The sequence below is a fragment of the Streptomyces sp. NPDC048479 genome, from assembly GCF_040651435.1.
GTDB lineage: Bacteria > Actinomycetota > Actinomycetes > Streptomycetales > Streptomycetaceae > Streptomyces.
Window position 1 is genome coordinate 1 of sequence record NZ_JBEZKA010000036.1, and the last position, 24,904, is coordinate 24,904.

Genomic DNA, 24,904 nt, shown 5'->3' on the forward strand with positions numbered 1-24,904 from the left:
GCCGAGGGTGTCGCGGTAGAAAGCCAGGGACGCGTCCGGGTCGTCATGCGGGAGGAAGCTCGTGTGAATGGTGATGTCCATGGCAGTCACGCTAGCTGCGACTATGTGACCGGCGCTTCTCGATTCCTGATCGGTCTTGTCACCTGTTTTGCCACACACGGCGGCATCCCCGCCGCAGCGCCCGTTTCGCGGCGTCTGTAGGCGCTGGGCGACATGCCGACCAGCTCGGTGAAGCGCGTGCTGAAGGTGCCCAGCGATGAGCAGCCGACCGCGAAGCAGACGTCGGTGACGCTGAGATCGCCACGACGCAGCAGCGCCGTCGCGCGCTCGATGCGACGCGTCATCAGGTACGCGTACGGCGACTCGCCGTAGGCCAGCCGGAACTGGCGGCTGAGGTGCCCGGCGGACATGTTCACTCCGCGGGCAAGCGCCTCGACGTTCAGCGGCTGCGCGTACTCCCGGTCGATCCGGTCACGGACACGGCGCAGCCGCGCGAGGTCGCGCAGGTGCTGCGCCGCGGCGGGTCTGCTGGTCACCTGCTCGATCGTGTCACGTCGCGCCGGAGTTGCCCAGCGCCGCCGGCGTCCCACCCCACTCCGCGTCCGCTCTGGCCGGTCTGCTCCGCTCACGTCCTCGACCTGCTCAGGCCCTGAGGTATTCGGCCTTCGCCGCGTTGACCCAGTGGTCCCCGGTGAGCAGGTCACGATCCGCTCACCGGGGATCGCATGCACAACACCGCGCCGTCAGCGAAGGGAAGGCGTCATACCCGCAGCGGGGTCGGCCCGCAGGATGGCCTCCTGTGCCAGGCGCAGCGGCGGGCCCGGCTCGATCCCCAGTTCTTCCCTGATGATCTGCCGGACCCTGCGGTACACGCCCAGCGCATCGCCCTGCCTGCCCACCCGGTAGAGAGCCACCATCAGCTGCCGGTAGAAGGGCTCCCGCAGCGGATGCTGGACCACCAGGCCCTTGAGCTCCTCGATCACGGCGTAGTGGCGGCCGAGAGCCAGGGCGGATTCGATATTCAACTCGATGCAATTGAGCCGTTTTTCCTCCTCGACGGCGGCAAACGAGTTGATCTCCAGAGATCCTGCAATACCGTCCAGGACAGGCCCCCGCCACACGGCGAGGGCCTGTCCGAGATACTCCGATGCGGCCAGATGGTCAGCCGCGAAGCAATGGGATCTGCCGATTTCGTAGAGTTCGTCGAACAGTCGGACGTCGAGCTGCGCCGTACTGACATTGAGAATGTAACCGGGCGACACCGTAATAATCGGCGAGATCCTTCCGGGTTCGCTGAGGAGTTTCCGTAATTGCGACACATAGACGCGCAGGCTCGCGGTCGCGGAGCGCGGCGGCTGCTGCTCCCACAACTCCGCGACCAGCTTGTCCCCCGGTACGGTCTCCCCCGCCCGGACGGTCAGGAGGGCCAGCAGTTTGGCGATCTTCGGTGGCGCCGGCGTCAGGTCGACATCGCCACGGGTCACCCTCAGCCGACCGAGCACCTCATAGCGCAGCGGCTGGCCGTTTTGCGCAGAGTGCAGGGACACGTAAACCCCCTGAATGCGTGCCACGCATTCGATAGTTCGGAATCCCCCGTCTACTCCCTGATGTCGCCTGGAGTACACGCTTGCCGATAAACACCCTAGCGCGGCCGTCGTTACGTGGTCATTAAAAGGAAGATAACAGCTGAGATGAGACCCGAATGTCTATTTCCAGCCATTGAACAGCTGGAATTCAATTGTTGAAGCGGCACGATGGAGCGGCAGAGGCGGCCGGCTCGGGGAATCCCCCTGCGCCGGCCGCCTCTCGTCCCTCGTCCTTGCATGTGTGTCGGATCAGGTGGCTGGTACCTGGTCGGGTGCCAGCGTCTCGGCCAGCCAGGAGAACAGCCGGTCGTGGTAGAGGCTCATGGCTCCGGAGTGGCAGTGGGCGCCCCCGCCCTCGTCCGCAGTGAAAACATGCAGTGTCTTGGCGCTGTTCAGCCCCGTGTGCACCTTCTTCGCGTGTTCAAGACCGGAGAAGAACATGTCCTCCTCGGCGTCGAGCACCAGCACGGGACAGCGCACTTGTCCCACGACCTCCGAGAGGTTGAATGCGGGCATACAGCGCAGCAGTTCGGCGGGCGTTTCGGCGCCGAACGTCCACAGTGCCTGGCGCAGCAGCCAGCGGGTGAACGTCTGCTGGATGGCGATCCCGTACATCACGGGATTGGCGAAGTCGTCGCAGCCCTGCTCGACCCACTCCAGTACGAACGGGGGCAGCGCCACGACATCACCGAGCTGCCAGACCGCGTCGTGGGCCACGCAGCCTGCCAGCCGGTGCTCGAACGCCGCGGCGCGTACGGCCAGCAGTCCACCGAGGCTGGTGCCGATCAGCGCCAGACGCTCGGCGTCCACCCCCGGCTGAGCCAGCGCGAAGTCCACTGCCGGGGCGACCACGTTCTCCCAGTCGGGCTTGAAGGTGAGGCCTTGTTCGCGCAGCACCGACCCCTGTCCCGGCCCTTCGAAGCAGAGACAGTGGTAGCCGCGCGCCAGGGCGGCCGCCGCGACGAAGAAGTAGCCCTCCTCGAGTGTGGAGTCGATCCCGCCGTGGTGAATGATGGTGGGCCGTGGCCCGGCGGAGTCGTCGGCGCGGTAGAAGTGGCCCGGCAGTGATCCGTTCTCGTACGGGATACGGACGAACTGCGGTGGGCGTTCCATCAGTTCGGCGGCCTGAGCGAACGTGTCCTTGGAGAGGCGCATCAGCCGGCCGGCCTCGGGGTCGTGGGCGGGGTCGTCGCGCAGGAAGAACTCGGCCGTCCGGTAGTAGTTGTGCGCACGCAGCAGTGCGGCACGGGCGTCGACGGTCCGCCTCTCACCGAGTGCCGCCGTGCCCAGCCGGTGTACGCGCTCGGCCATGGCGGTCCACTCGCGCCGCCAGGCGTCGGTGTCGCCCTCCTGGATGCGCGAGGCGACGGCGATGACCTCGCCGAGCTGTGCACCGCCGAGGTCGGCGTAACCGGCGGCGCGCAATGCCTCGTAATCGAAGGCCGGGTCGTCGAAGAGGAATTTCATGGCTGCGGCTCCTGGGTCGAATGTGGTGCTCCAAAGCCCTGGATCGGGCGCGTGGGGTGACCGATCTGTGCGTACGGGGTGGCGCTGGTCCTTCGGGTCGGCGGCGGAGTGCCTACCGGGATTCCGGGTGAGTCCTCGTCCCGTTGAGGAAGGTGTCGACGATCGACTCGGCGAACGCGGCGGACTCCACCGGCCGCTGCCGGAGGATCAGCCGGGAGAGCATCGGTCCGGTGAGCAGCTCGATGGCCTGGTCCACGTCCAGGCCGGGACGCAGTTCTCCGCTGTCCATGCCTTCGCGCAACGCCCGGCGCATAGCGTCCCGCCGCGCGGCGACGACCGAGTTCTCGAACCGCTCCACCAGCTGCGGGCGGCGCACCGCCTCGCCGAGCAGTCCGGCGAGCAGACGGTGCAGGTTGGTGTCCTGACCCCGGTTCCGGATCTGGTCGACCAGGCTCACCAGCTGGTCCCGCACCGAGAGTCCGTCCAGCGGGGGGATGGGAAGGTCCAGGCTGCTCAGGGCGGCGAGTACCAATTCCTCCTTGTTGCGCCAGCGGCGGTAGATGGTGGCGCGGGCGACCGAGGCCCGCTGCGCCACCAGGTCCATGGACAGCGCGCTGAAGCTGCACCCTTCGCCGAGCAGGCCGAGTGTGCTCTTCAGGATCGCCCGGTCCGCGGCGGGATCGCGCCGGCGGCCGCCCCGGGCGGTGCGCACCGGAGCGGCATTCGGCCCGCGCCGGTCCCCCGACGCGGATGCGGGCCGGAGGCCGTCGGACATGTCGCCCCCGGCCTCCGGCTGAACGTGTGCCTCCATTCAGACCTCCGTGGTGTGGTCGGTTCTTACCGCTTCCTGGATGTTCGGGCGGTCCGCACTCCTACGGGGAGGCAGAAACAGCAGGCTGACAAGGGCGCCCAGAAGGGTGGCTCCAGCGGCGACCAGAGCGGTGACATGCATGGCGGACACGAACGAGTCGACGGCCCCGGCCGCAAGCCCGGACCCGCGCGGGCCGAGCGAATCGGCGACGGTCAGCGTGCTTTCGACGGACTCCTCGGCCTTGTCGCGGACTGCGCCGGGCAGGTCCGCCAGCCGGTCGGCCATCTCGGAGCGGTAGACAGTGGACAGCACCGAGCCCAGCACGGCGACCCCGAGAGCGCCGCCGACCTGGCGGAACGTGGTGTTGACGGCCGAGCCGGTGCCCGCCCTCTCCCGCGGCAGGGCGGACATGACGGCGGTCGTGGCGGGTGGCATCACGCACGCGATACCGACGCCCAGGACGAAGAAGACGGATTCGAGCAGCCACAGCTCGGTGTGCTCGTCGATGGTGGCGACGGTGAGAAACGCGAGCGTGGTCAGCAGCATGCCGGTGACGCACACCGGGCGGATCCCGATCCGCTCGGCCGCGAGACTGGCCGGCGGGGAGAACGCCAACTGGGCCACGGCCAGGGGCAGCAGGCAGTACCCGGCCTCAAGCGGTGTCCATCCGCGCACACTCTGCAGATAGAAGACGAGGAAGAAGGTCGCACCGAGCAGTGCGAAGAACACAAGGCCGATGACGGATACGGCCGCCGAGAAACGCGGGATGCGGAAGAGGGCGATGTCCAGTGCGGGACGCCGGGTTCGCCGCTCCCAGGCGACGAAGACAGCCAGCACGGCGAGCCCGCCGAACATGGGCCCCCACACCTGGGCCTGCGCCCAGTCGTCCGATTCACCGCCCTTGATGACGCCGTACACCAGCAGGGTCAGGCCGACGACGGACAGGGCGACGCCGGCCGGGTCGAAGCCGCCGCGTCCCGGGTCCCTGGACTCGGGTACGACGACGAGGGCGGCGACGGTTCCCACCGCGACGATCGGGATGTTGATCAGGAAGACCGAGCCCCACCAGAAGTGTTCGAGGAGTGCGCCGCCGGCGATGGGCCCGATGGCGACGGCGAGGCCGGCCGCGCCGGCCCAGATGCCAACGGCCTTGGCGTGCTCCGCGGGTGGGAAGACGTTCATGATGATCGCCAGCGTCGCGGGCATCGCCAGCGCGCCGCCTGCACCGAGTCCGGCCCGGGCGACGATCAGCTCGTCGGCGCTGCCCGCGTAGGCGGACCACAACGAGCAGGCGCCGAAGACGACGAGCCCGGCCACCAGCGTGCGCTTGCGGCCCCAGCGGTCGGCGAGCACACCGGTGGTGAAGAGCAGCGCGGCGAAGACGAGCGTGTAGGAGTCGACCGACCACTGCAGCTCGCTCTGCGAGGCGCCCAGGCCGACGGGTTCGGGCTGAGCCAGCGTCTTCAGCGCCACGCTCAGTATTGATGTGTCGAGGACCACGAGCAGGAGGCTGACGAGCAGGACGCCCAGGACCCACCAGCGGCGGGCGTCAGGGGCGGGGACCTGGTCGGCGGTACGGAGTCGGGGCTGTGTTGTCACGGTTTCCGCTCCTCGCAAGAAGAGGGTGCTGCGTGAACTGCCGTCTGAATGCCGTGCAGTTCGACGCTAGGCCCGGCTCTCCATCGAGTCAATGCCGTATCGAAACAACGTTGACTCGTATCTGGCCATCAAAGACCGGCCCCCGGTCCGACCGCACATGCGACAACGAAGTGCCGTGCGACGACGCCGCTTTGGAAGTGCCAGTCCGGTGCTGCACGAGAGCGCCAGAGCGTTGTGTCCCGGCCGACCCGGCGCGGCTGAAAATGCACACGCGAGAAGTCCAGCCCCAACCCGATGCCCAGGGCCTTCGCATACGCCTCTTTGAGCGTCCACAGCCGTACGAGCATGCGATTGCGCTCGGCGTACGGGAGCAGCCGCAGCGCGGCGAGCTCCTCCGGGTGGCAGACCTTCTCCGGGAGCCCCGGCGTGAGCAGCAACCGGTCCTGCGCCTCCACGTCCACGCCGATCCGGAACGTGCCTGAGACACCGACCACCAGGAGACCGGCGGTGTGGCTGATGCCCCCGTCGAAGCCCGCCGGCTCGATCACGCCGGGGCGCCCGCGTGCGCCCCGCCCCAGCACCACACCCGCAGGATCGACGCCACCCGCAGCAGCGACCGCCTGACGCAGCAGTAAGCGGGACCCGAACAGCCGTGCCCGTAACGTGGGTTCACGCGTCGCCTGGTACCTCGGCCAGTCCGCGCCGAGCAGTTCGCGCGCCGGTGTGCACGGGGCGGACGCCCAGTCGGCCAGCCGTCCGTGACACACCACGTACCCCTCGCGCCGCACGTTCGCGCTGACGGCACCCCAGGGCCCTGAACCGGGGAGGAGAGGGCCGACCGAGAAGGACGCCGCACCTGGTTCCACCACAGCCGCGTCCTCCTGTCGTTCCCCACGGTCTCCGCCTCGGCGGCTCACGCCCGGACGGCACCGCGTGCCAACACGCGGCGTTCACAAGCGCGTACCCATTGTTCTAGCGCCTCCGGGCGACGCAGTCCTGGAAACGCCGGACCTGCGACGTGCGCATCAAGCGCGCCTTTACGACTCCTTTTCACCGCCCCCCAACGATGGAGGAACCTGGGTGGCACTTGGTGCCGCCCGGCCCGTATCCCGTACCGGCGGAGCAACCGCCGGCGAGCGACAGGGGAAGAGATGCGCAGGACCTTGACGGACGCCGTACGCGCCGGCGTGGAACAACACCCCGAGCGGGCCGCGTTCGTGTACCTGCACGAAGACGGCGGGAAGATGCGGCCCGAGCGGCTCACGTACAGGGAACTGGACCGCCGGGCCCGCCTGGTGGCCACCCGGCTGCGCGAAGCTTCCCAGGGCGACGACTCACGCCCGGTACTGCTGCTCTACCCGCCCACACTGGACTTCGTCACCGCGTTCCTCGGCTGCTTCTATGCCGGGCGCACGGCCATCCCCGCACCGCTCCCCGACGAGCCGGGTGAGCGGCTCGCCCGGGTGCGGGGCATCCTGCGGGACTCCTCGGCGGGCGCGGTACTGACGCTTCCCGAGCACCGGCAGGCCCTCGCCGCCTGGCTGGCCACCTCCGAGGAACGCGATGTGGTGTGCCTCGCGGCCGGCGGCGACGACGCCGCAGAGCCCGACGTCTGGCTCTCGCCGCACGTACGGGACCAGGACGTGGCCTTCCTGCAGTACAGCTCGGGCTCCACCAGCGAGCCCAAAGGAGTCATGGTCACGCACGCCAATCTGGCTGCCAACCAGGAGGCCATCCAGCGGGCCATGGACACCAGAAAGGGCGTCGTCACCGGCAGCTGGCTGCCGCTCTACCACGACATGGGCCTCATCGGGATGACCCTGCACCCCCTGTGGATGGGCGGCACGAGCGTCCAGATGTCACCCATCTCGTTCATCAAGCAGCCGCACCGCTGGCTGCGCATGATTCACGACTACCGGGTCGAGGGCACCGCCTCACCCAACTTCGGCTACGAGCTGTGCACCCGCCGGGTCACCGAGGAACAGTCAGCCGGGCTCGACCTGTCCACCCTGCGCGTGGCACTCAACGGGGCCGAGCCGGTGCGCGCCGGCACCATCCGCGCCTTCAGTGCCCGCTTCGCCCCCAACAGACTGCGCCCCCAGGCCATGCTCCCCTGCTACGGGCTGGCAGAGAACACACTGCTGGTCTCCGGCGGCGACACCGCCGGGCCGCACATCGAACTGAGCGTGGACGCCCAAGGTCTGGAGCAGGACGAGCTGCAGCCCGCACAACCCGGCCGGGCGACCAGAACCCTGGTCGGCTGCGGCCGCCCGAAGGACACCGAGGTCCTCCTCGTGGACCCGATGACCCTCGAGGTACTGCCGGACGGCCGGGTCGGCGAGATCTGGCTGCACGGCCCCTCGGTGGCCGCCGGCTACTGGAACCGCCCCCAGGAGACCGCCGAGTCCTTCCAGGCGTCGACCGCGGACGGTCGCTCGGGGTACTTCCGCACCGGCGACCTCGGCGCCCTGCTCGGCGGGGAGTTGTACGTCACCGGGCGGATCAAGGAGATGCTCATCCACCACGGCCGCAACCTCTACCCGCAGGACATCGAGCATGCCGTGCAGGACTCGGGGCCCGCCTTCCGCCGTGGCGGCGGCGCCGTGTTCACCGTCTTGGACGAAGAGGCCGAGCGCGCCCATGTGGTGGTGGTGCAGGAGATCCGTCCGCGCACCTACGACGAGCCGGACCTGCCGGGACTCGCCGCGTCGGTACGGGAGTTGGTGAGCCGCGAGTTCCAGCTGCCCGCCGCGAGCGTGGTGCTGGTGCGACCCGGTGTGATCCGCAAGACCACCAGCGGCAAGACACAGCGCACCCTCATGCGGCAGCTCTTCCTCGACGGTGCCCTGCCCGTTCTGCACCAACGCCTGGAACGACCGGTCGTGGCCCTGATCGACGGCGGCGCCGACAACAACCCGGAGTCCGCCCCGCTGGCCGCCCGCGGTCGCTGAGACCACCCGGACCCCCAAGGGAGAGGTACGCCATGCACATCGCCCCCGAAACCCGCCCCGAGAATCTGGACATCGCGTTGTCCGGCCTGACCGCTCCGGACCTCGAGCAGTGGCTCACCGACCGCGTTGCGTTCCATCTGCACCGGTCCGCCGATGAGATCGACCCGACCACGCCGCTCGCCGACTACGGCATCGACTCGGTCGCGGCGATCGGCATCTGCGGCGAGATCGAGGAGCGGTATCGGCTGCCGGTCTCCCCGACGATCGCCTACGACTTCCCCACGGTCCGCGCGATCAGTACGCATCTCGCCGAGCGCCTCGCGGACGGTAGCGGCGGAGAGGCGTCATGACCGACCGCGAAGCGGTCGCGGTCGTCGGCCTCGACTGCCGCTTTCCGGGTGCCCGCGACCCGAAGGAGTTCTGGGAGCTCCTGATGGGGGGCCGGGACGGTACCCGCCGCGTCCCGGAGCAGCGCTGGGACGCCGACCGCTACCACATGGCGCCCCCGACCAGTCCCGCCAGTACGTCCGAGGCCCGGCCGCCCGGCCGCAGCAACACCGTACGCGGTGGCTTCATCGACGATCCGGACGCCTTCGACCCACAGTTCTTCGGGATCTCACCACGCGAGGCGGCCGCCATGGACCCGCAGCAACGGCTGCTGCTGCAGTGCTCCTGGCGCGCCATCGAGGACGCGGCGGTCGCCCCCGAGGACCTGGCCGGCACCGGAACCGGAGTGTTCGTCGGAGTCATGGCCAACGAATGGGCGTATCTGCAACTGTCGGACTACGACAGGATCACCGCCCGCTACGGTTCCGGCAACGGCTACTTCATGGGCGCCAACCGGGTCTCGTACCACCTCGACCTCAAGGGCCCCAGCCTGGCGGTGGACACGGCCTGCTCCTCGTCGCTCGTCGCCGTCCATCTCGCGGCAGGCGCACTGCGCGCCGGCGACTGCGACTACGCCCTGGCAGCGGGCACCAACCTGATCATGACGCCCGTCATCAACATCTTCTACGCCCAGGCCGGCCTCTCGGCGCCCGACGGACGATGCAAGCCCTTCAGCGCATCGGCCGACGGAATCGGACGGGCCGAGGGCATCGCGGTGCTGGTGCTGCGCCGGCTCAGCGACGCCCTGGCCGACCGCCAGCCGGTGTACGCCGTGCTGAGTGGGAGCGGGGTCAACCAGGACGGGCGCAGCAATGGGATCACCGCCCCCAATCGCTGGGCCCAGCAGCAACTCATCGAGGACGTCTGGCAGTCGGCCGGGGTCACCGCGGACGACATCCGCTTCGTCGAGGCGCACGGCACCGGCACCCTGCTCGGCGACATGATGGAGGCGCAGGCACTCGGTCACTTTGCCGGTGACCGCCGCGTCGGGAGCATCGCGCTGGGTTCGGTCAAGAGCAACTTCGGGCATGCCGAGGGAGCGGCCGGCATCGCCGGGATCGTCAAGACCGCGCTCGCTCTGCATCACCGGACCGTGCCCCCCAGCCGCTTCGCCGACGACGAGAACCCCGGACTCCAGCTGGCCGAGCGGCGGCTCTCACTGCTCAAGTCCCCGCTGCGGCTTCCGTCCGGCACCGTGCACGCCGCCGTCAGCAGCTTCGGCATCGGCGGCACCAACGCGCACGCGGTGCTGTCCTCCGCGCCTCGAGCGGTACACCGGTCCGGCGACAGGGCGCCGGGAGTGTTCACCGTGTCCGCCCGTTCCGCACGGCAACTGCGCCCCAACCTGCTGGCCCAGGCGGAGGCCCTGGCCCGCCTGCCAGAGGACCGGCTGGCGCAACTGTGCTGGACCAGCAACCGGGTCAAGTCCCGGCTGCCGCACCGGGTGGCCGTCGCCGCCGCGGGCCTGACCGAACTGGTGGCGGGGCTGCGCGACGCGGCGGAACACTCCGCGGGCGGCGGGCCGGCCGGCGGCGCGCGGCGGACGGTACCCGCGGTGGCGTTCGCCTTCACCGGTCAGGGCGCGCAGCACCCCCGTATGGCCGCCTCCTGGTACACCGAGTCCCCCGTCTACGCGCGGCTGTTGGACGAGATCGACAAGATACTCGCCGGCCACCTCGGGCTGTCGGTACGGGACGCCGTACTCGACGGCGACCCGGGCATCGACCGTACGGGCCTGGCCCAGCCCGCGCTGTTCGCGGTGGAGTACGCGATGGCCGGCACCCTCGTCGAGGCCGGGATCAGACCATCGTTCGTCATCGGACACAGCGTCGGCGAGTTCGCCGCCGCGTGCACGGCCGGCGCGCTCGATCCCGGGGACGCCGCCAGGCTGGTCGCGCGCCGGGGCACCCTGATGGAGGCACTCCCCGACGGGGGCGGCATGCTCTCGGTGCCGCTGGGCGCGACCGGCGTAGAGGCGCTGCTGGGCGAGGATACGCGGCTGTGTGTTGCCGCGCTCAACGGCCCGGACAGCACGGTGGTCGCCGGCGATGTGGCCGAACTGGACGCGCTGCGTGCCGCGTTGGTCGACCGGGGTATTGCCTCGCGTCCGCTGGCCGTCTCACACGCCTTCCACTCGCCGCTGATGCGGCCCGTCGTGGCGGAGTTCCGCCGTGCGGCAGACGTGCCGGTGCGCCGGCCCACAGTGCCGTACTTCTCCACCGTGTACGGGCGCCGCACGGCCGATGACGAGACCCTGGACGCGGACTACTGGACGGAACAGATCACCGCGCCGGTACGGTTCGCCGAGGCCGCGACCGGGTTGTTCGCCGCCGGAGCCACCCACATCGTGGAGATCGGCCCGCGCGCCGCCCTCACTCCGCTGCTCGCGCGCCTCAAGCCGGACACCGGCCACCCGGTGAGCTGCCACGCCGCCCACCCCGGGCACCGCGCGCCGGGGCACCGGCTGTACCAGCTGCTCGGGGAACTGTGGTGCGCCGGGCTCACCCCCGACTGGGACGCGCTGTACCAGGAGGCGGACCGGGTGCCGCGCCGGCTGCCGCCGTATCTCTTCGACGACACCTTCCGCGCCTGGCGCTCCGCCGACGCACCAGAACTGCCCGTGTCCACTTCCCTCGCCACGGACGCGGCAGCCGCGGCACCGCCGACGGCGGACCGTGGAGAATCGTGCCCGCCGACCCGTGCCGGTGAACCCCCGCACCTCGTCTCCGAGGTGACGCACCGTCTGATCTGCCAGGTCGGCGGGCACGAACCGCCCCAGGTTCACGGCCGTTCACGCCTGCACGAAGACCTCGGCTTCGACTCGATCCAGGTGATGGAGCTCAAGACCCGTATCGAGAACGAGCTGCCCCGGCTCGGCAGTCTCCCGATCGAGGAGCTGCTCGCGAGTCTGGAGACCGTGGGCGACCTCACCCGCTATCTGCACGACCGTCTGCTGACACCGTCCGTACCGGAAGGAAGGCACTCATGACCGTCCCCACCGCGCACCTGGTCTCGGTCGGCACCTGTCTGCCGGGCGAACCGGTGGACAACGCGACACTGGCAAAGCTCGTCGGCGTCGACGAGCGGTGGGCCGAGATGTTCATCGGCAACACCAGCAGGTACTTCGCCGTCGACCTGGCGACCGGTCACATCCGGCACACCCTCGCCGACATCGCGGCGACCGCCGGGGACCGGGCCCTGACGGAAGCGGGCCTGGAACCGGGGGACGTCGACTGCATCGTCATGGGCACGGCCACCCCGGACCAGCTGATGCCCGCCACCGTGAACCTCGTGGCGGACCGTCTCGGTATCGACAACGTTCCCACCTACCAGCTCCAGTCCGGCTGCGCCGGGGCCGTTCAGGCACTCGACGTGGCCCGCACCCTGCTGCTCGCCGGGCGCTGCGCGACCGTGCTGGTGATCGGCGGCGATGTGTGCGCCAAACACCTGGAGACGGACTTCGACCCCGGCTCCCGTACCTCCGCCGAACTCGTCAACTATGTGCTCTTCGGCGACGGAGCAGGTGCCGCTGTGCTCAGTGCAGAGCCCCTCGGCCACGGCATCGAGATCCGCCAGGTGCTCAACCGGCTGGTGGGCCTCGGCAAGAAGCCGGGTCAGGTCATCGACTGGTTCGGCCTCGGAGACCGGCACAGCGACCGGACGGTGATCTCCGAGGACTACAAGGCCATCGAAGCGGCTGTGCCCGGCCTGGCATCGCAGATGTTCTGGGAACTCCTCGACGACCTGGGCTGGGCGGCCGAGCAGGTGGACTACCTGCTCCCGCCCCAGCTCTCCGGCCGGATGAGCGACCGTATCTCCGCGGAGATGCCCGCCCCGGACGCCCGGCGCATCAACGTCGTACGCACCGTCGGCAACAACGGCAACGCCCTGCCGTTCCTCCAGCTCGCCGAGCTGACCGAGCAGTGGCAGGGTCCCGGGCGCGCCGTCGCGGTCGCTGTCGAGTCCAGCAAGTGGATCAAGTCCGGCGTCGCCCTGGAGCGCACATGACCACCACGGAACGCACCGCGGCAGACACCACGGCCCACACCACGCCCCGCACCGCGTTCACCGCCGCGGGCGACAGCGGCACCTGGCGGGATCCCGGGGCGCTGCGCACTCTGCGCAGCGCGTACGCCGCAGGCCGGCTGGAGGCCGAGTACGGTTCGGTCCGTGCCCTGCTCACCCGCTTGCCGGAGAGCGATCTGCCTGCGGCGGGCCAGCTGCTGGCCCGTCTCGACCGCGAGGCGGTCGCACGGCTCCACCCGGACCTGCCGGTGGTCACCGTCGCCGTCACCGGCCAGTCCACGGTCGCACCGCTCGTCGGCCCGCTCACCGCTCAACTCGCCCGGCACGGGCTGCTGCTCGACCCGGTGGTCTCCCCCTACGGCTCGTATCTGCAGGACCTGCTGGGGCCCGCGCGGTCCGGCGACGGCGCCCGGCAGCCCCTGCTCACCCTGTGCCTCCTCGACCCGCATACGGTCTTCGAGCAGGTGCCCATGCCCTGGCGGGTCGAGGACGTCGAGGCTGCGGCCCGGGACAGACTCGCTCTCCTCGGCAAGGCAGTGAACACCCACCAGGACTGCGGCCGGGGGCTCTTGGTGCTCAACACCGTGCCGCTGCTGCACCACCACGCCCACCAACTGGTCGATCTGCGCTCCCGGGCCCGGCTGGGCGCCGTGTGGCGCGAGTTCAACAGCGGGCTGCTCGCCCTCGCCCAGGAACATCCCGGGGTGGTCGTCGTCGACCTCGACCCGTTGGTGAGCCTGGGCACGCCCGCGTACGAGCCACGCACCGGCCTGTACGCCAAGGCCAGGCTGGCCGAGGGGCTGCTCTCCGGCTACGCGAGGGAGGTCGGCCACCTCGTCCTGGGCCGCCTGGGCAGGACTCGTAAATGCCTGGTGCTGGACCTGGACGGCACACTGTGGGGCGGAGTGCTCGGTGAGGAGGGCCCGGACGGCATCGAGCTCGGCGCGGGGTTCCGCGGGGAGGCCTTCCTGGAGTTCCAGCGGGTGCTCGCCCAGCTCGGCTCGCAGGGCGTGCTGCTCGCCGTGAGCAGCAAGAACGACGCGGGCGCGGTGCGCGAGGTGCTGCGCGACCATCCTTCGATGCTGCTGCGCGAGGACGACTTCGTCTGTGTCAACGCCAACTGGTCGGCCAAGCACGACAACCTGCGGGACATCTCCGAGCGGCTGGGGCTTGGCCTTGACAGCTTCGTCTTCGTCGACGACACCCTCTTCGAGTGCGGTCTGGTCAGAGAGCAGTTGCCCGAGGTCGCCGTGGTCCACGTCGACCAGGAGCCGGCCCTGCATCCGTCCGCGCTGCTCGCCGACGGCTGGTTCGACCTGCCCCAGCTCACCGAGGAGGACCGCGAACGGACGGGCCGCTATCGTACGGAGGCCCGGCGACAGGAGTTCCGCGAGGACATCGGCTCCTACCAGGACTACCTGGACGGGCTCGGAATCGAGGTCACCGTGCGGCCGGCAGACCCGTCGGAGGCACCGCGGGTTTCCCAACTCACCCTGCGCACCAACCAGTTCCACCTCGCAACCGCGCGCATGCAGGTTCCGCAGGTGCTTCAGTGGGCCGGACTCCCGGGCCACAGCGCGCTCGTGGTGTCCGCACGCGACCGGTTCGGCGACCACGGGCTCGTCGGTGCGGTGTTCCTGCGCCGCGACGCGGAGCAGCTGCGCATCGACAACTTCGTGCTGAGTTGCAGGGTCTTCTCCCGGGGCATCGAGAGCGGATGCCTGAGTGCGGTGCTCGATCATGCCCGCGCCACCGGCGCCCGCGCCACGACGGGCCGCTATCTGCCCACGTCCAGGAACGCCGCCTTCTCCTCCTTCTACACCGACCACGGCTTCACCCCCGCCGGGCCGGACCCGTACGACCCCGACGTCGCCTTCTTCCACCACGACCTGCGCGACATCGCCCCCGCACCCGCCCATCTGCGCCTGCACACCACCTTCGAGGGAGACCGGACATGACCACCGCCATCGCGGACACCGCGGCGTTCTGCACCCTCCTGGAGGAGGAGCTCGGCCTGCACGTCACGCCCGAGGACCTCGACCGCCCCCTGGACGACGTCCCCGAATGGGACTCGGTGCACCTGCTGCGCCTGGTCACCGTCGTGGAGAGCCTCACGGGCCGGCCTGTCCCGGTGGCCGGGCTGTTGGAGGCCATCACCTTCCGGGAGATGTACGACGTGGTGGTCCGCGCATGACGACCACGGTCTCGACGCCGACGGCCTGCCTGGTCCGGGCGCCCCGGGAGAACGCCCGGCTGCGGCTGTTCTGCTTCCACCACGCGGGTGGCGGGGCCTCGTTCTTTGCCCCGTGGCCTGCTCGGGTGGCGCCCGAAATCGACGTCCTGCCGGTGCAGTTGCCCGGGCGCGAGTCACGCTTCCGCGAGCCCCGCTTCCGCGATGCCGGGACGCTGGCCGAGGCCCTCGAGCGCGAACTCGCCCCCTGGCTGGACCGGCCGTACGCCGTCTACGGGCACAGCATGGGCGCCCTGGTGGCCTTCGCGCTGGCGGCAGCCCGGATGCGGGGCGGCGGCCGGGCGCCGCTGATGCTGTTCGTCGGCGCCTACGGTGCCCCGCACCTCACTCCGCCGCTGCCGCCGGCCGACCGGTACGCGGACGTGGAACTCGCCCGTTTCCTGGTGGACATCGGAGGGCTCAGCCCACAGTTCCTCGGCCGGGACGACTGGCTGCGGGCCCTGCTGCCCATCATCCGGGACGACTTGCGGATCTGTGCCAGTCACCGGCGGGCGGGGCTGCCTGATCCGGACGACGAGGAGGCGCGGCTGCCGCTCGACATCCATGCCTTCGCGGGTGAGGACGACCGGCTCGTGGACCCGGGCGCCGTGTGGTTGTGGGAGCGGTACGCCCAGCGCTTCCGGATGTCCACTGTGCCGGGCGGCCACTTCTTCCCGCGCGAGGAGCCCGGACCGTTCTTCGACGTACTCAACCGCTCGCTGACCGAGCTCATCGCGGATCCGGGCGGACGACACGGGGAACCTGTGTAATTCGGCGTGTTATCTCCTCGGCGTTCTTCTCGTACCTCGGGCGCTGGTCGCGGATGCCGGGCATGACCCACAGCGGGCGTGCCGAACCGTCCGCGAAGACGAGCCCGTCGGCGTCGGGCCGCAGCCCCGTCACCGTCAGCGCGAACGGCTCGAGGTAGTCGATCTCATTGTCGGCGGTGAGGCGGAAGGGGCGGTCGTGGCCGGGGTAGATGACATCCGCCAGATCGATGACCCGTTCGATGCTGCGTGATGCCAGCTCGGCGTCCCAGAAGACGAGGGGGTTGCGGCGCGTCTGGGCAACGTAGGCGAAGTGCAGTGCGTCGCCGGTGATCGCGCTCCGCCCGGCATCGGTGTCCACCAGCACCCCGATGCTGCCGGGCGAATGCCCCGGCAGCCCGACGGCGGTGACACCGGGAATGATGTCCTCCCCGTCCGCGACCTCGCGGACGGGTAGTTGTTCGAGCAGCAGTCCGGTCCACGCGGGGGTGGCCCAGTCGTTGGTGTGCGGTGTGTGGGCGTACCGCCGCTCGTCGGTGTGGATCAGCAGGGTCGCCTGTGGGAACAGATCGATGTTCTGTACGTGGTCCCAGTGGGCGTGCGTGAGCACCACGGTGTCGATGTCCGCCGCTGTGAGCCCGCGGGCGGCGAGCGCGTCCCACAGGTGGGGGCGCCGTCCGACGTGCGCGGCGTCGACGAGGATGTTCCGGTTCCGCCCCGCGGCGTCGGTTCCGCGGACCAGGAAGACTCCGCAGAAGGCGGGATAGCCCTGGTCGGTGTCGATGGCGAAGCCCGGCAGGAGAATGTCGATCGTCGGCATGGAACTCCCTTGTCGCTGGCTGCTGTCGGTGGTCTGCGGGCTGTGGTCGGGTCAGTGGTCCGTGTCAGTGGTCCGGCGCGTCGGGGACGACGGAGCGCAGTGCTTCGAGGCTCCGGGGATTCACGAGGGTGGAAAGGTCGCCGGGCGGATCGCCGGTGACACAGTCGCGGATCAGGCGCCGCATCACCTTTCCGGTGCGGGTCCTGGGCAGGGCGGGAAGTGCAATCACTCGGCCGGGCCGGAAGGCGTGCCCGAGCGCGTCGGCCACGCGCTCACGGATCCGGTCTGCGTCCGCCGCGGCAAGCGGGCCGCGCGAAGGGACCACGAAGCACCAGAGGACTTCCCCCTTGATGCGGTGCGGCACCCCGACGGCTGCGGCCTCGGCCACTGCCGGGTCCCCGAGGACGGCCTCTTCGACCTCGGCCGGCCCGAGCCGCTTGCCTGCCACCTTGATGACGTCGTCCAGCCGGCCGTGCAGGAACCACTCCTCGCCGACGCGGGAGGCGAGGTCGCCGTGGGACCAGCGGCCCGGCAGCCGGCTGAAATACGTATGGGCGAAGCGCTCCGGCGCCCGCCACAGTCCGCGGGTCATCCCCGGCCAGGATCGCCGGACCACCAGCTCGCCCAGTTCTCCCGCCGCGACCTCGGCGCCGTCGGCGTCGACGACGGCGGCATCGATGCCCAGGCAGGGGCCGGCGAAGCTGCAGGGCGACTGCGGCACGGTGGGCGAGGAGCCCAGGAGCGACCCACCGACCTCCGTACCTCCGCTGATATTGATCACGGGGCAGCGCCGGCCGCCGAATTCCGCGAAATACCACTGCCAGGCATCCTCGGTCCAGGGTTCCCCGGTGGAGCCCAGAATCCTCAGCCGGGTGGGGGCGGGCGGGGCAGCCGGGGCGGGGTCTCGCGTCATCAGCGTCCGCGACAGGCTGGGCGAGCTCCCGAAGACCGTGACTTGGTGGTCGTCCAGCAGCCGCCACAGCCGGGCAGGGTCCGGATGGTCGATCGCGCCTTCGTACGCCAGGACGCAGGCACCCGCGAGGGTGCAGCCGACGGCGACAAGCGGAAACATGATCCAGCCGGGGTCGGTGACCCAGAAGGCCACGTCGTCCGGGCGGACGTCGAGGTTGTAGCGGACTTCCGAGCCGACCTGCAACGGAAAGCCGCCGTGGGTGTGGACCGCGCCCTTGGGCAGTCCGGTGGTGCCGGAGGTGTGCATGAGGAGGAAGGGGGCGCTGCCGGGGAGCGAGACGGTCGCGGCGGGCTCCGCCGCGACCAGCCGGTCCCAGCTCGTGGCCGCCGGACGGGCCGATGACGTGTCGTCCGTCGACCCGCGCGTCAACTCCTCGGTGACGACCACGAGATGAAGTACCGCGGGCACCTTCTCCGCCGCTGCACGGGCGACCGACTCCATGTCGTGCCGAGTGCCGCGCCGGGTCGTGGCAGCAGCAGTGACGAGCACCTGTGCCTCGGCGTCGGCCAGCCGCACGGCGAGCGCCTCGGAGCCGAAGCCGGAGAACATCGGCACCAGTACGGCTCCGATGCGGGCGCAGGCGAAGAGCAGCACGAAGGCCTCGGGACCGGGTGGCAGAAATGCCGCCACCCGGTCCCCCACCCCCACCCCGAGGCCGCGCAGCCCGGTGGCGACCCGGGCGCTCAACTGCGCCACCTCGCCGTAGCCGAGCCGGCCGCCGGACCCGTCCTCGCGCTCCCAGCGCAACGCGACGGCATCACCGCGGCCCTCCCGCACATGGCGTTCGAGGCAGGAGTCGACGAGATTCGTGCGGCCGCCCGGGAACCAGCGGGTGGCGGCGATACCACCGCGGTCGTCGCAGGTGCGCAGCGGCGGTTCGTGCCAGACGATGCCGATGTCACGAGCGGCGTGAGACCAGTACCACTCCGGATCGGTGACGGAACGGCCGTGCAGCTCACGGTATCCGTCGATGCGGTGGGCGCGGCAGAACGCGGCAACATTGCTGTGCTCGGTCAACTCGCGGCCCGGGAACCAGACATACTCGCCCATCAGGCACTCCCCGGATTCTCGATCAGCGCGGCGATGCCCTGGCCACCTCCGATGCACATGGCGATCACGGCGAACCGCCCGCCGGTGCGGCGCAGTTCGTGCGCGGCCTTGAGCAGCAGGATCGTGCCCGTGGCGCCGATGGGGTGTCCGAGCGCGATCGCCCCGCCGTTCGGATTGACCCGGTCGGGCTCGAGCTTGAGGTCGTCCATCACGGCAAGGACCTGGGCGGCGAAGGCCTCGTTGAGCTCGATCACCTGGACGTCGTCGAGGAGGAGGCCGGTGCGCTGCAGCAGTTTCCTGATGGCCTCGGCGGGCGCGAATCCCATGATCTCCGGTTCGAGCGCAGTGACGACCGTGTCGCGCAGCCAGCACAAGGGGGCGGTTCCGTGAGGGAGATCGGCACCGCGCATCAGCACCACGGCGGCGGCACCGTCGTTGAGCCCCGCCGAGTTCCCCGCAGTGACCGTGCCGTCATCGGTGAACGCGGGAGCGAGCGCCTCGAGTTTCTGCAGGGTGGTGCCGGGGCGCGGGTGTTCGTCCTGCTCGACAGCGCAGTCCGGAGTGATCACGGGCACGATCTGGCCGGCGAACCGCCCGTCCGCAAGGGCCACGGCGGCGCGGCGCTGGCTCTCAACGGCCCAACGGTCCTGGCGCTCCCGGGAGATGGAGAACAGTCCCGCCACGCGCTCGCCCGTCATACCCATCGGAGCGTGCGCGAACGGGTCGGTGACCAGCGAGACGGTGCCGTCGATCCGGTGCTGCCCGAAGAGTTCGTCGGGGGCCCGCTCGCTGTAGTCGAGCAACGGCTGGCGGGTCATCGACTCGTTGCCACCGGCCACCATGATCTCGGCCTCGCCGAGGGCGAGAGTCTGCGCGGCGGACCAGACGGCCTGGATGCCGGACCCGCACAGCCGGTTGACGTTGTACGCGCGGACGTGGACCGGCAGTCCGGCGGCGAGTGCCGCGCGCCGGGCGTTGAACGCGTCCGGCCCCACCTGTCCCACACAACCCAGGACCACTTCGTCGACGGCGTACAGCTCGACGCCGGCGCGCACGATCGCTTCCTGGATCACCACGGCACCGAGCCGGTGCGCGGGGACCGAACGCAGCGCGCCCCGGTACCGCCCCACCGGCGTACGGGCCCCCTGGACAACGGCGATGTCGGACAGCATCAGATGTCACTCCTTCGCTGGGTACCCAGCAACAGGGCGTCCCGGTCGGGCCGTACCAGGAGCATCGAGATCACACCGCCGGCGATCAGCAGCCAGGCCGCGACATCGAAGGCCCGGCCATACCCCAGCGCTTCACTCGGCGCCGCATCGATGATCCGGCCGGTGACGTACGGCGCGAGCAGACTGGAGAGGGCGGCGAGCGCGTACGACAGACCCAGGGCGGCGCTGCGCCGTCCGGGCGGGGAAATATCCGCGATAGCCGAGTTGGTCAGCGGTGTCTGCCCGTTGCCGGCGGAGAAGGCCACCACCAGCGGCAGCAGGAGAGCGCCGGGCCCCACGCGGGTGGTCAGCAGCAGGCAGGCCCCGGCGAGCAGTGGCAGCAGTGCGCCGAGCAGACCCTGGGCGACCCGGGCGGTGGTGCCCCTGCGCAGCAGCCGCTGGGCGGCGATTCCGGCTGTGAGGACAAGGACGGCCATCGACAGTGCGGGCAGCCCGAGGATCCCGCTGATCTCCGCGTCGCTGAATCCCGCCTGTTCCTCCAGGAACAGCGGCAGCCAGGCGAATCCGAGGGCCAGGGTCCACATCACCGTGAAGGCGGAGAACGTGGCCCCGAGCCAGGTGCCAGTGGCGACGATGCGCCGGAAGGGCGCCTCGCCCGCGGGCGCGCCCGGTACAGCAACGGACAAGGCATCCCCGACCGGGGCGGTGGCGTCCACCCGTGCGGCGTACGGTCCGCTTCCGCCGAGCCGCAGCCAGGCGATCACCCAGAGGATCCCGATCCCGCCCAGCAGACCGAAGGAGGCGCGCCACCCGAGGGTGTTGCTGACCAGGATGACAAGGGGGGCGGCCACAATGGTGCCGCCCGCGCCCCCGGCGACGACCACGGCGGAGGGCAGCGACCGCCCCTTGCCCGGAAACCAGGTGAACGCTGTGTAGTTGGCCAGCGGATACCCCGGCCCCTCGCCCGCGCCGAGCACCACACGGGTGGCGACGAGGGTGCCGAAGCCCGCCGCGGGCAGCAGGATCGGGAGCTGCGCCGCGGCCCAGACCAGCGCGAGCGCGGCGAGCAGCGGCCGGGCACGGATCCGGTCGCCAAGGAAGCCGACCGCGACGGCCGAGACACTGAACAGCAGGTAGAAGCTGCTGGCGACGGTGCCGAACTCGGTTGCAGTGAGACCGAGATCGTCCCTGATCGGGTCCGCGGTGAGGCCGAGTACGGCCTTGTCCGCGGCGTTGATCACGATGAAGAGCGCCAGCACGACGAGGACGGTGCGGGCGCGTCGGCGGGTGCCGTCGGCCGTGCTGCCGGGGTGCACTTCGGCTTCGAGTCCCATCACACGGCCAGTCGCTCGTCCAGCCAGTCGGAGAACGCCTTGTCGTCGAAAAGGAACTTCATCAGAACCCCTCCCAGCGGAACGGAACGGAACGGAACCGTTCCGGAACACTGCGCGGAACGTACAGCGGGAATTGACGGAACGCAACCGTTCCGTTCCGTGCTAATCTCCGATCATGGACACAAGCCCTGCCAGCGAACTCCTCCGCCCTGCCACCGGCGCCGCTCTCCTCCGGGAGTCCGTGACCGAGACGATCCGACGGGCCGTGTTCGAGGAGCTGGCGGAGACCGGGTACGCCCGTATGTCCATGGAGGCCGTGACCCGCCGCGCGGGCGTCGGCAAGGCCGCGCTCTACCGCCGCTGGCCTTCCAAAGAGGCGATGGTGGTGGACCTTGTGTCCGAGATGGCCGCCGAACACATCCCCACCACGACGGACTCGGGGTCGCTGGGTGTCGATGTCGAGAGGTTCATCAGAGAGACCATGGAAGCGCTGCGGCATCCGCTGGTGGGCCGGATCATCCCTGATCTGCTGGCCGAGTCGGCTCGCAACAGTCCCTTGCACGAGGCCCTTCATCAGGCGGTCCTCGAGCCCCGTCGCGCAGCCGTCGCGACGCTCCTGCGCCGGGCGACGGAGCGTGGCGAACTGCCGCCCGACATCGACACGAGCCTCGCCATCGACCTCTTCGGCGCCCCGCTGTACTTCCGCATGCTTGCCGTCGGCGGGCCGACGGACGACGGCTACGTCGCACGCCTCGTCAAGGCCGTCGTGGCGGCCATCACCGCCGGCCGCTGACCGCGCCCAACGGAAGCTCCGCAGCTGCGGAAGCTGCCGGAATTGGTCGGCTGCCGGGCCGTCACGCCCTCGCAGCCAGCGCGGCAACGAGTCGCGCATGCGAGGCGGCAGTGTGACGCTGGGAGGATGAGCTGGGCATCGTGGACGACCACCGGAGTGTTCTCAGGGCGCGGAGGGGTGCTCACGGACGAGGTCGGCGTGGTGACCGGGGACCTCACCGTGCATACCACCTGGGCGGATGGTGAAGCACGGGTCGCTGTGCAGTACAGCGGGGCATCGGACTGGTTCACGATGTCGGGCAGTCCAACGTCCTGCCCTTCCGAGAGCGACAGCCGCACACTCCATGACGCCGTGGTGCAAGCCGTGCGGGACGGTGACGCTGCCACCGTTCCGTGTCTGCCGCCCCAGACCTCGGTGCAGTGATCCCCTGTCCGCGACCTGGGTGGTCGTAGGCATCAGCAACTCGGCGGCCGACCGTGGGTGTTCTGGTGACCGGCAGCGCGAGTTCCTTGAGCGCGGCCCACGGATGAGGAAGCCGAAGGCGCGATGCGGACGACGGGACCGCCCCGGCCGGACAGAAGCCGGCCGGGGCGGAACGGGTGCGGACGGAGGACGGGTGCCTCCGCGGCGAAGGCTCTTGTCGGGCTTCAGCACAACGGTCACCGCATGGGCAGTGGCAAGACCCGGGCACCCTCACCCGTCCGCAGCCATCGCGTCAGCCGAGGGTCGCGAGGGCCTGGTTGAAGGTCGCCGACGGACGCATGACCGCCGAGGCCTTGGACGAGTCGGGCTGGTAGTAGCCACCGATGTCGGCCGGCGAACCCTGCACCGCGATCAGCTCGTCGACGATGGTCTGCTCCTGCTCGCTCAGCGTCTTGGCGAGGGCGGCGAACGCCTCCGCGAGCTGGGCGTCGTCGGTCTGCTTCGCCAGCTCCTGCGCCCAGTAGAGCGCCAGGTAGAAGTGGCTCCCGCGGTTGTCGATGCCACCAAGCCGACGGCTGGGCGACTTGTTCTCGTTGAGGAAGGCGCCGGTGGCACGGTCGAGCGTGTCGGCGAGCACCTGAGCGCGCGCGTTGCCCGTCGTCTGCGCGAGGTGCTCGAAGCTGACCGCGAGCGCGAGGAACTCGCCCAGGCTGTCCCAGCGCAAATAGTTCTCCTTGACGAGCTGCTGAACGTGCTTGGGCGCGGAGCCGCCGGCGCCGGTCTCGAACAGTCCGCCACCGTTCATGAGCGGGACGACGGAGAGCATCTTCGCGCTCGTGCCGAGCTCAAGGATCGGGAACAGGTCGGTCAGGTAGTCGCGCAGCACGTTGCCGGTGACCGAGATCGTGTCCTCGCCGCGACGGATGCGCTCCAGGGAGAACGCGGTCGCGTCGACCGGCGACAAGATCTCGATCCGCAGCCCGTCGGTGTCGTGCTCGGCGAGATAGGTCTTGACCTTCTCAATGAGGACCGCGTCGTGCGCGCGGCCCTCGTCGAGCCAGAACACCGCCGGGTCGCCGGTCGCGCCGGCGCGGGTGACGGCGAGCTTGACCCAGTCCTGGATCGGCAGGTCCTTGGTCTGGCACATGCGGAAGATGTCGCCGGCGCCCACGGCCTGCTCGAGCACGACGTTGCCACCACCGTCGACGACCCGCACCGTTCCCGTGGCGGGGATCTCGAAGGTCTTGTCGTGGCTGCCGTATTCCTCGGCCTTCTGCGCCATGAGGCCGACGTTGGGCACCGAGCCCATCGTCGACGGGTCGAAGGCGCCGTTCGCGCGGCAGTCGTCGATGACGACCTGGTAGATGCCGGCGTAGCTGCTGTCGGGGAGAACCGCGAGGGTGTCGGCCTCCTGGCCGTCCGGGCCCCACATGTGACCGGAGGTGCGGATCATGGCCGGCATGGAGGCGTCGACGATGACATCGCTCGGTACGTGCAGATTGGTGATGCCCCGGTCGGAGTCGACCATCGCCAGGGCCGGGCCCTCAGCGAGCTCGGCATCGAAGGACGCCTTGATCGCCGCGCCCTCGGGCAGCGACTCCAGGCCCTTGAGGATGCCACCGAGCCCGTCGTTCGGGCTCAGTCCGGCCGCGGCGAGCGCCGCGCCGTGCTCGGCGAACGTCTTCGGGAAGAAGGCCCGTACTACGTGACCGAAGATGATCGGGTCGGAGACCTTCATCATCGTGGCCTTCAGGTGCACCGAGAACAGGACGCCCTCGGCCTTGGCACGCGCGACCTGCGCGGTGAAGAACTCACGCAGCGCCGCCACCCGCATCACCGACGCGTCCACGACCTCGCCCGCCAGCACGGGCACCGACTCGCGCAGGACGGTGGTGCTGCCGTCGTCCCCCGCCAGCTCGATGCGCAGTGAGCCGTCCTCGGCGATGACCGCGGACTTCTCGGTGGAGCGGAAGTCGTCGGCGTCCATGTGCGCGACGTTCGTCTTCGAGTCGGAGACCCATGCACCCATCGTGTGCGGGTGCGCCTTGGCGTAGTTCTTCACCGACGCCGGAGCGCGGCGGTCGGAGTTGCCCTCACGCAGCACCGGGTTGACGGCACTGCCCTTGACCTTGTCGTAACGCGCGCGGACGTCACGGTCCTCGTCGGACTTCGGGTCGTCCGGGTAATCCGGCAGCGCGTAGCCCTGCTGCTGCAGCTCAGCGATCGCCGCCTTCAGCTGCGGGATCGAAGCCGAGATGTTCGGCAGCTTGATGATGTTCGCGCCGGGCGTCTTGGCCAGCTCGCCGAGCTCGGCGAGGGCGTCGTCGACCCGCTGGCCCTCTTCCAGGCGCTCGGGGAAGCTGGCGATAACGCGCCCCGCGAGCGAGATGTCACGCGTCTCCACAGTGACCCCGGCCGTCGAGGCGTAGGCCTGGACCACAGGCAAGAACGAATGGGTCGCCAGGGCCGGGGCCTCGTCAGTGTGCGTATAGATGATGGTCGAGTCAGTCACCGG

General features: G+C 70.1%; 20 protein-coding genes and 1 pseudogene. 9 read left to right on the plus strand and 12 right to left on the minus strand.

Annotation, left to right across the window (positions count from 1 at the left end; all coding sequences use genetic code 11):
• The 7 genes and pseudogenes from AB0D12_RS35325 to AB0D12_RS35355 all read right to left on the minus strand — a co-directional run.
• Positions 1-81, minus strand: a pseudogene (locus AB0D12_RS35325) (VOC family protein); the annotation flags it as partial.
• A gap of 20 nt (positions 82-101) precedes the next feature.
• Positions 102-536, minus strand: coding sequence for a helix-turn-helix transcriptional regulator (locus AB0D12_RS35330; RefSeq protein ID WP_362692383.1), 435 nt, complete (start codon positions 534-536; stop codon positions 102-104).
• Between the two features lie 207 nt (positions 537-743).
• Positions 744-1,571 (minus strand): AfsR/SARP family transcriptional regulator, encoded by an 828-nt coding sequence (locus tag AB0D12_RS35335; protein WP_362692386.1) that lies wholly within the window; start codon positions 1,569-1,571, stop codon positions 744-746.
• 264 nt (positions 1,572-1,835) lie between these two features.
• The gene (locus AB0D12_RS35340; protein WP_362692389.1) at positions 1,836-3,053 is read right to left on the minus strand and encodes an alpha/beta fold hydrolase; all 1,218 of its coding nucleotides are present in this window, start codon (positions 3,051-3,053) and stop codon (positions 1,836-1,838) included.
• Between the two features lie 112 nt (positions 3,054-3,165).
• The gene (locus tag AB0D12_RS35345) at positions 3,166-3,864 is read right to left on the minus strand and encodes a TetR/AcrR family transcriptional regulator (protein WP_362692392.1); all 699 of its coding nucleotides are present in this window, start codon (positions 3,862-3,864) and stop codon (positions 3,166-3,168) included.
• Positions 3,865-5,463 carry an MFS transporter gene (locus tag AB0D12_RS35350; protein WP_362692396.1) on the minus strand — a complete coding sequence of 533 codons (1,599 nt, stop codon included), beginning with the start codon at positions 5,461-5,463 and terminating at the stop codon, positions 3,865-3,867. It abuts the gene before it with no gap.
• Between the two features lie 128 nt (positions 5,464-5,591).
• Positions 5,592-6,332, minus strand: a complete 741-nt coding sequence (locus AB0D12_RS35355; RefSeq protein ID WP_362692399.1) for a 4'-phosphopantetheinyl transferase superfamily protein — start codon at positions 6,330-6,332, stop codon at positions 5,592-5,594.
• A gap of 282 nt (positions 6,333-6,614) precedes the next feature.
• Here AB0D12_RS35355 and AB0D12_RS35360 point away from each other — a divergent pair, with 282 nt between their 5' ends.
• Genes AB0D12_RS35360 through AB0D12_RS35390 form a run of 7 tightly spaced genes read left to right on the plus strand, consistent with a single transcriptional unit; the run spans position 6,615 to position 15,827 of the window.
• Complete coding sequence (locus tag AB0D12_RS35360) at positions 6,615-8,414, plus strand: fatty acyl-AMP ligase (protein WP_362692402.1); 1,800 nt, start codon at positions 6,615-6,617, stop codon at positions 8,412-8,414.
• A gap of 32 nt (positions 8,415-8,446) precedes the next feature.
• On the plus strand, positions 8,447-8,764 hold the full coding sequence (locus tag AB0D12_RS35365) for an acyl carrier protein (RefSeq protein ID WP_362692405.1): 318 nt from the start codon (positions 8,447-8,449) through the stop codon (positions 8,762-8,764).
• Positions 8,761-11,790 carry a beta-ketoacyl synthase N-terminal-like domain-containing protein gene (locus AB0D12_RS35370; protein WP_362692408.1) on the plus strand — a complete coding sequence of 1,010 codons (3,030 nt, stop codon included), beginning with the start codon at positions 8,761-8,763 and terminating at the stop codon, positions 11,788-11,790. The genes AB0D12_RS35365 and AB0D12_RS35370 overlap by 4 nt, the downstream gene beginning before the upstream one ends.
• Positions 11,787-12,809: a 3-oxoacyl-ACP synthase III family protein gene (locus AB0D12_RS35375; protein ID WP_362692411.1), complete on the plus strand. Its 1,023-nt coding sequence runs from the start codon at positions 11,787-11,789 to the stop codon at positions 12,807-12,809. Before AB0D12_RS35370 ends, AB0D12_RS35375 begins: the two co-directional genes overlap by 4 nt.
• Entirely contained in the window at positions 12,806-14,785 is a 1,980-nt protein-coding gene (locus tag AB0D12_RS35380; protein WP_362692414.1) for an HAD-IIIC family phosphatase, read from the plus strand. The genes AB0D12_RS35375 and AB0D12_RS35380 overlap by 4 nt, the downstream gene beginning before the upstream one ends.
• On the plus strand, positions 14,782-15,021 hold the full coding sequence (locus AB0D12_RS35385) for an acyl carrier protein (protein ID WP_362692417.1): 240 nt from the start codon (positions 14,782-14,784) through the stop codon (positions 15,019-15,021). The genes AB0D12_RS35380 and AB0D12_RS35385 overlap by 4 nt, the downstream gene beginning before the upstream one ends.
• The gene (locus tag AB0D12_RS35390; protein WP_362692421.1) at positions 15,018-15,827 is read left to right on the plus strand and encodes an alpha/beta fold hydrolase; all 810 of its coding nucleotides are present in this window, start codon (positions 15,018-15,020) and stop codon (positions 15,825-15,827) included. Before AB0D12_RS35385 ends, AB0D12_RS35390 begins: the two co-directional genes overlap by 4 nt.
• On the opposite strand, the gene AB0D12_RS35395 is transcribed toward AB0D12_RS35390, so the two are convergent.
• The 4 genes from AB0D12_RS35395 to AB0D12_RS35410 form a co-directional block, all read right to left on the minus strand.
• Positions 15,787-16,644, minus strand: a complete 858-nt coding sequence (locus tag AB0D12_RS35395; RefSeq protein WP_362692424.1) for an MBL fold metallo-hydrolase — start codon at positions 16,642-16,644, stop codon at positions 15,787-15,789. The two genes, AB0D12_RS35390 and AB0D12_RS35395, sit on opposite strands and share 41 nt — an antisense overlap.
• Before the next feature lie 64 nt (positions 16,645-16,708).
• Positions 16,709-18,667 carry an AMP-binding protein gene (locus tag AB0D12_RS35400; RefSeq protein ID WP_362692427.1) on the minus strand — a complete coding sequence of 653 codons (1,959 nt, stop codon included), beginning with the start codon at positions 18,665-18,667 and terminating at the stop codon, positions 16,709-16,711.
• Complete coding sequence (locus AB0D12_RS35405; protein ID WP_362692430.1) at positions 18,667-19,839, minus strand: thiolase family protein; 1,173 nt, start codon at positions 19,837-19,839, stop codon at positions 18,667-18,669. The genes AB0D12_RS35400 and AB0D12_RS35405 overlap by 1 nt, the downstream gene beginning before the upstream one ends.
• Entirely contained in the window at positions 19,839-21,173 is a 1,335-nt protein-coding gene (locus tag AB0D12_RS35410; protein WP_362692433.1) for an MFS transporter, read from the minus strand. Before AB0D12_RS35410 ends, AB0D12_RS35405 begins: the two co-directional genes overlap by 1 nt.
• 175 nt (positions 21,174-21,348) lie before the next feature.
• Here AB0D12_RS35410 and AB0D12_RS35415 point away from each other — a divergent pair, with 175 nt between their 5' ends.
• Entirely contained in the window at positions 21,349-21,966 is a 618-nt protein-coding gene (locus AB0D12_RS35415; protein WP_362692436.1) for a TetR/AcrR family transcriptional regulator, read from the plus strand.
• Between the two features lie 126 nt (positions 21,967-22,092).
• Complete coding sequence (locus tag AB0D12_RS35420; RefSeq protein ID WP_362692439.1) at positions 22,093-22,389, plus strand: hypothetical protein; 297 nt, start codon at positions 22,093-22,095, stop codon at positions 22,387-22,389.
• A gap of 292 nt (positions 22,390-22,681) precedes the next feature.
• On the opposite strand, the gene AB0D12_RS35425 is transcribed toward AB0D12_RS35420, so the two are convergent.
• Positions 22,682-24,901, minus strand: coding sequence for an NADP-dependent isocitrate dehydrogenase (locus AB0D12_RS35425; protein ID WP_362692442.1), 2,220 nt, complete (start codon positions 24,899-24,901; stop codon positions 22,682-22,684).
• Positions 24,902-24,904: the final 3 nt, after the last annotated feature.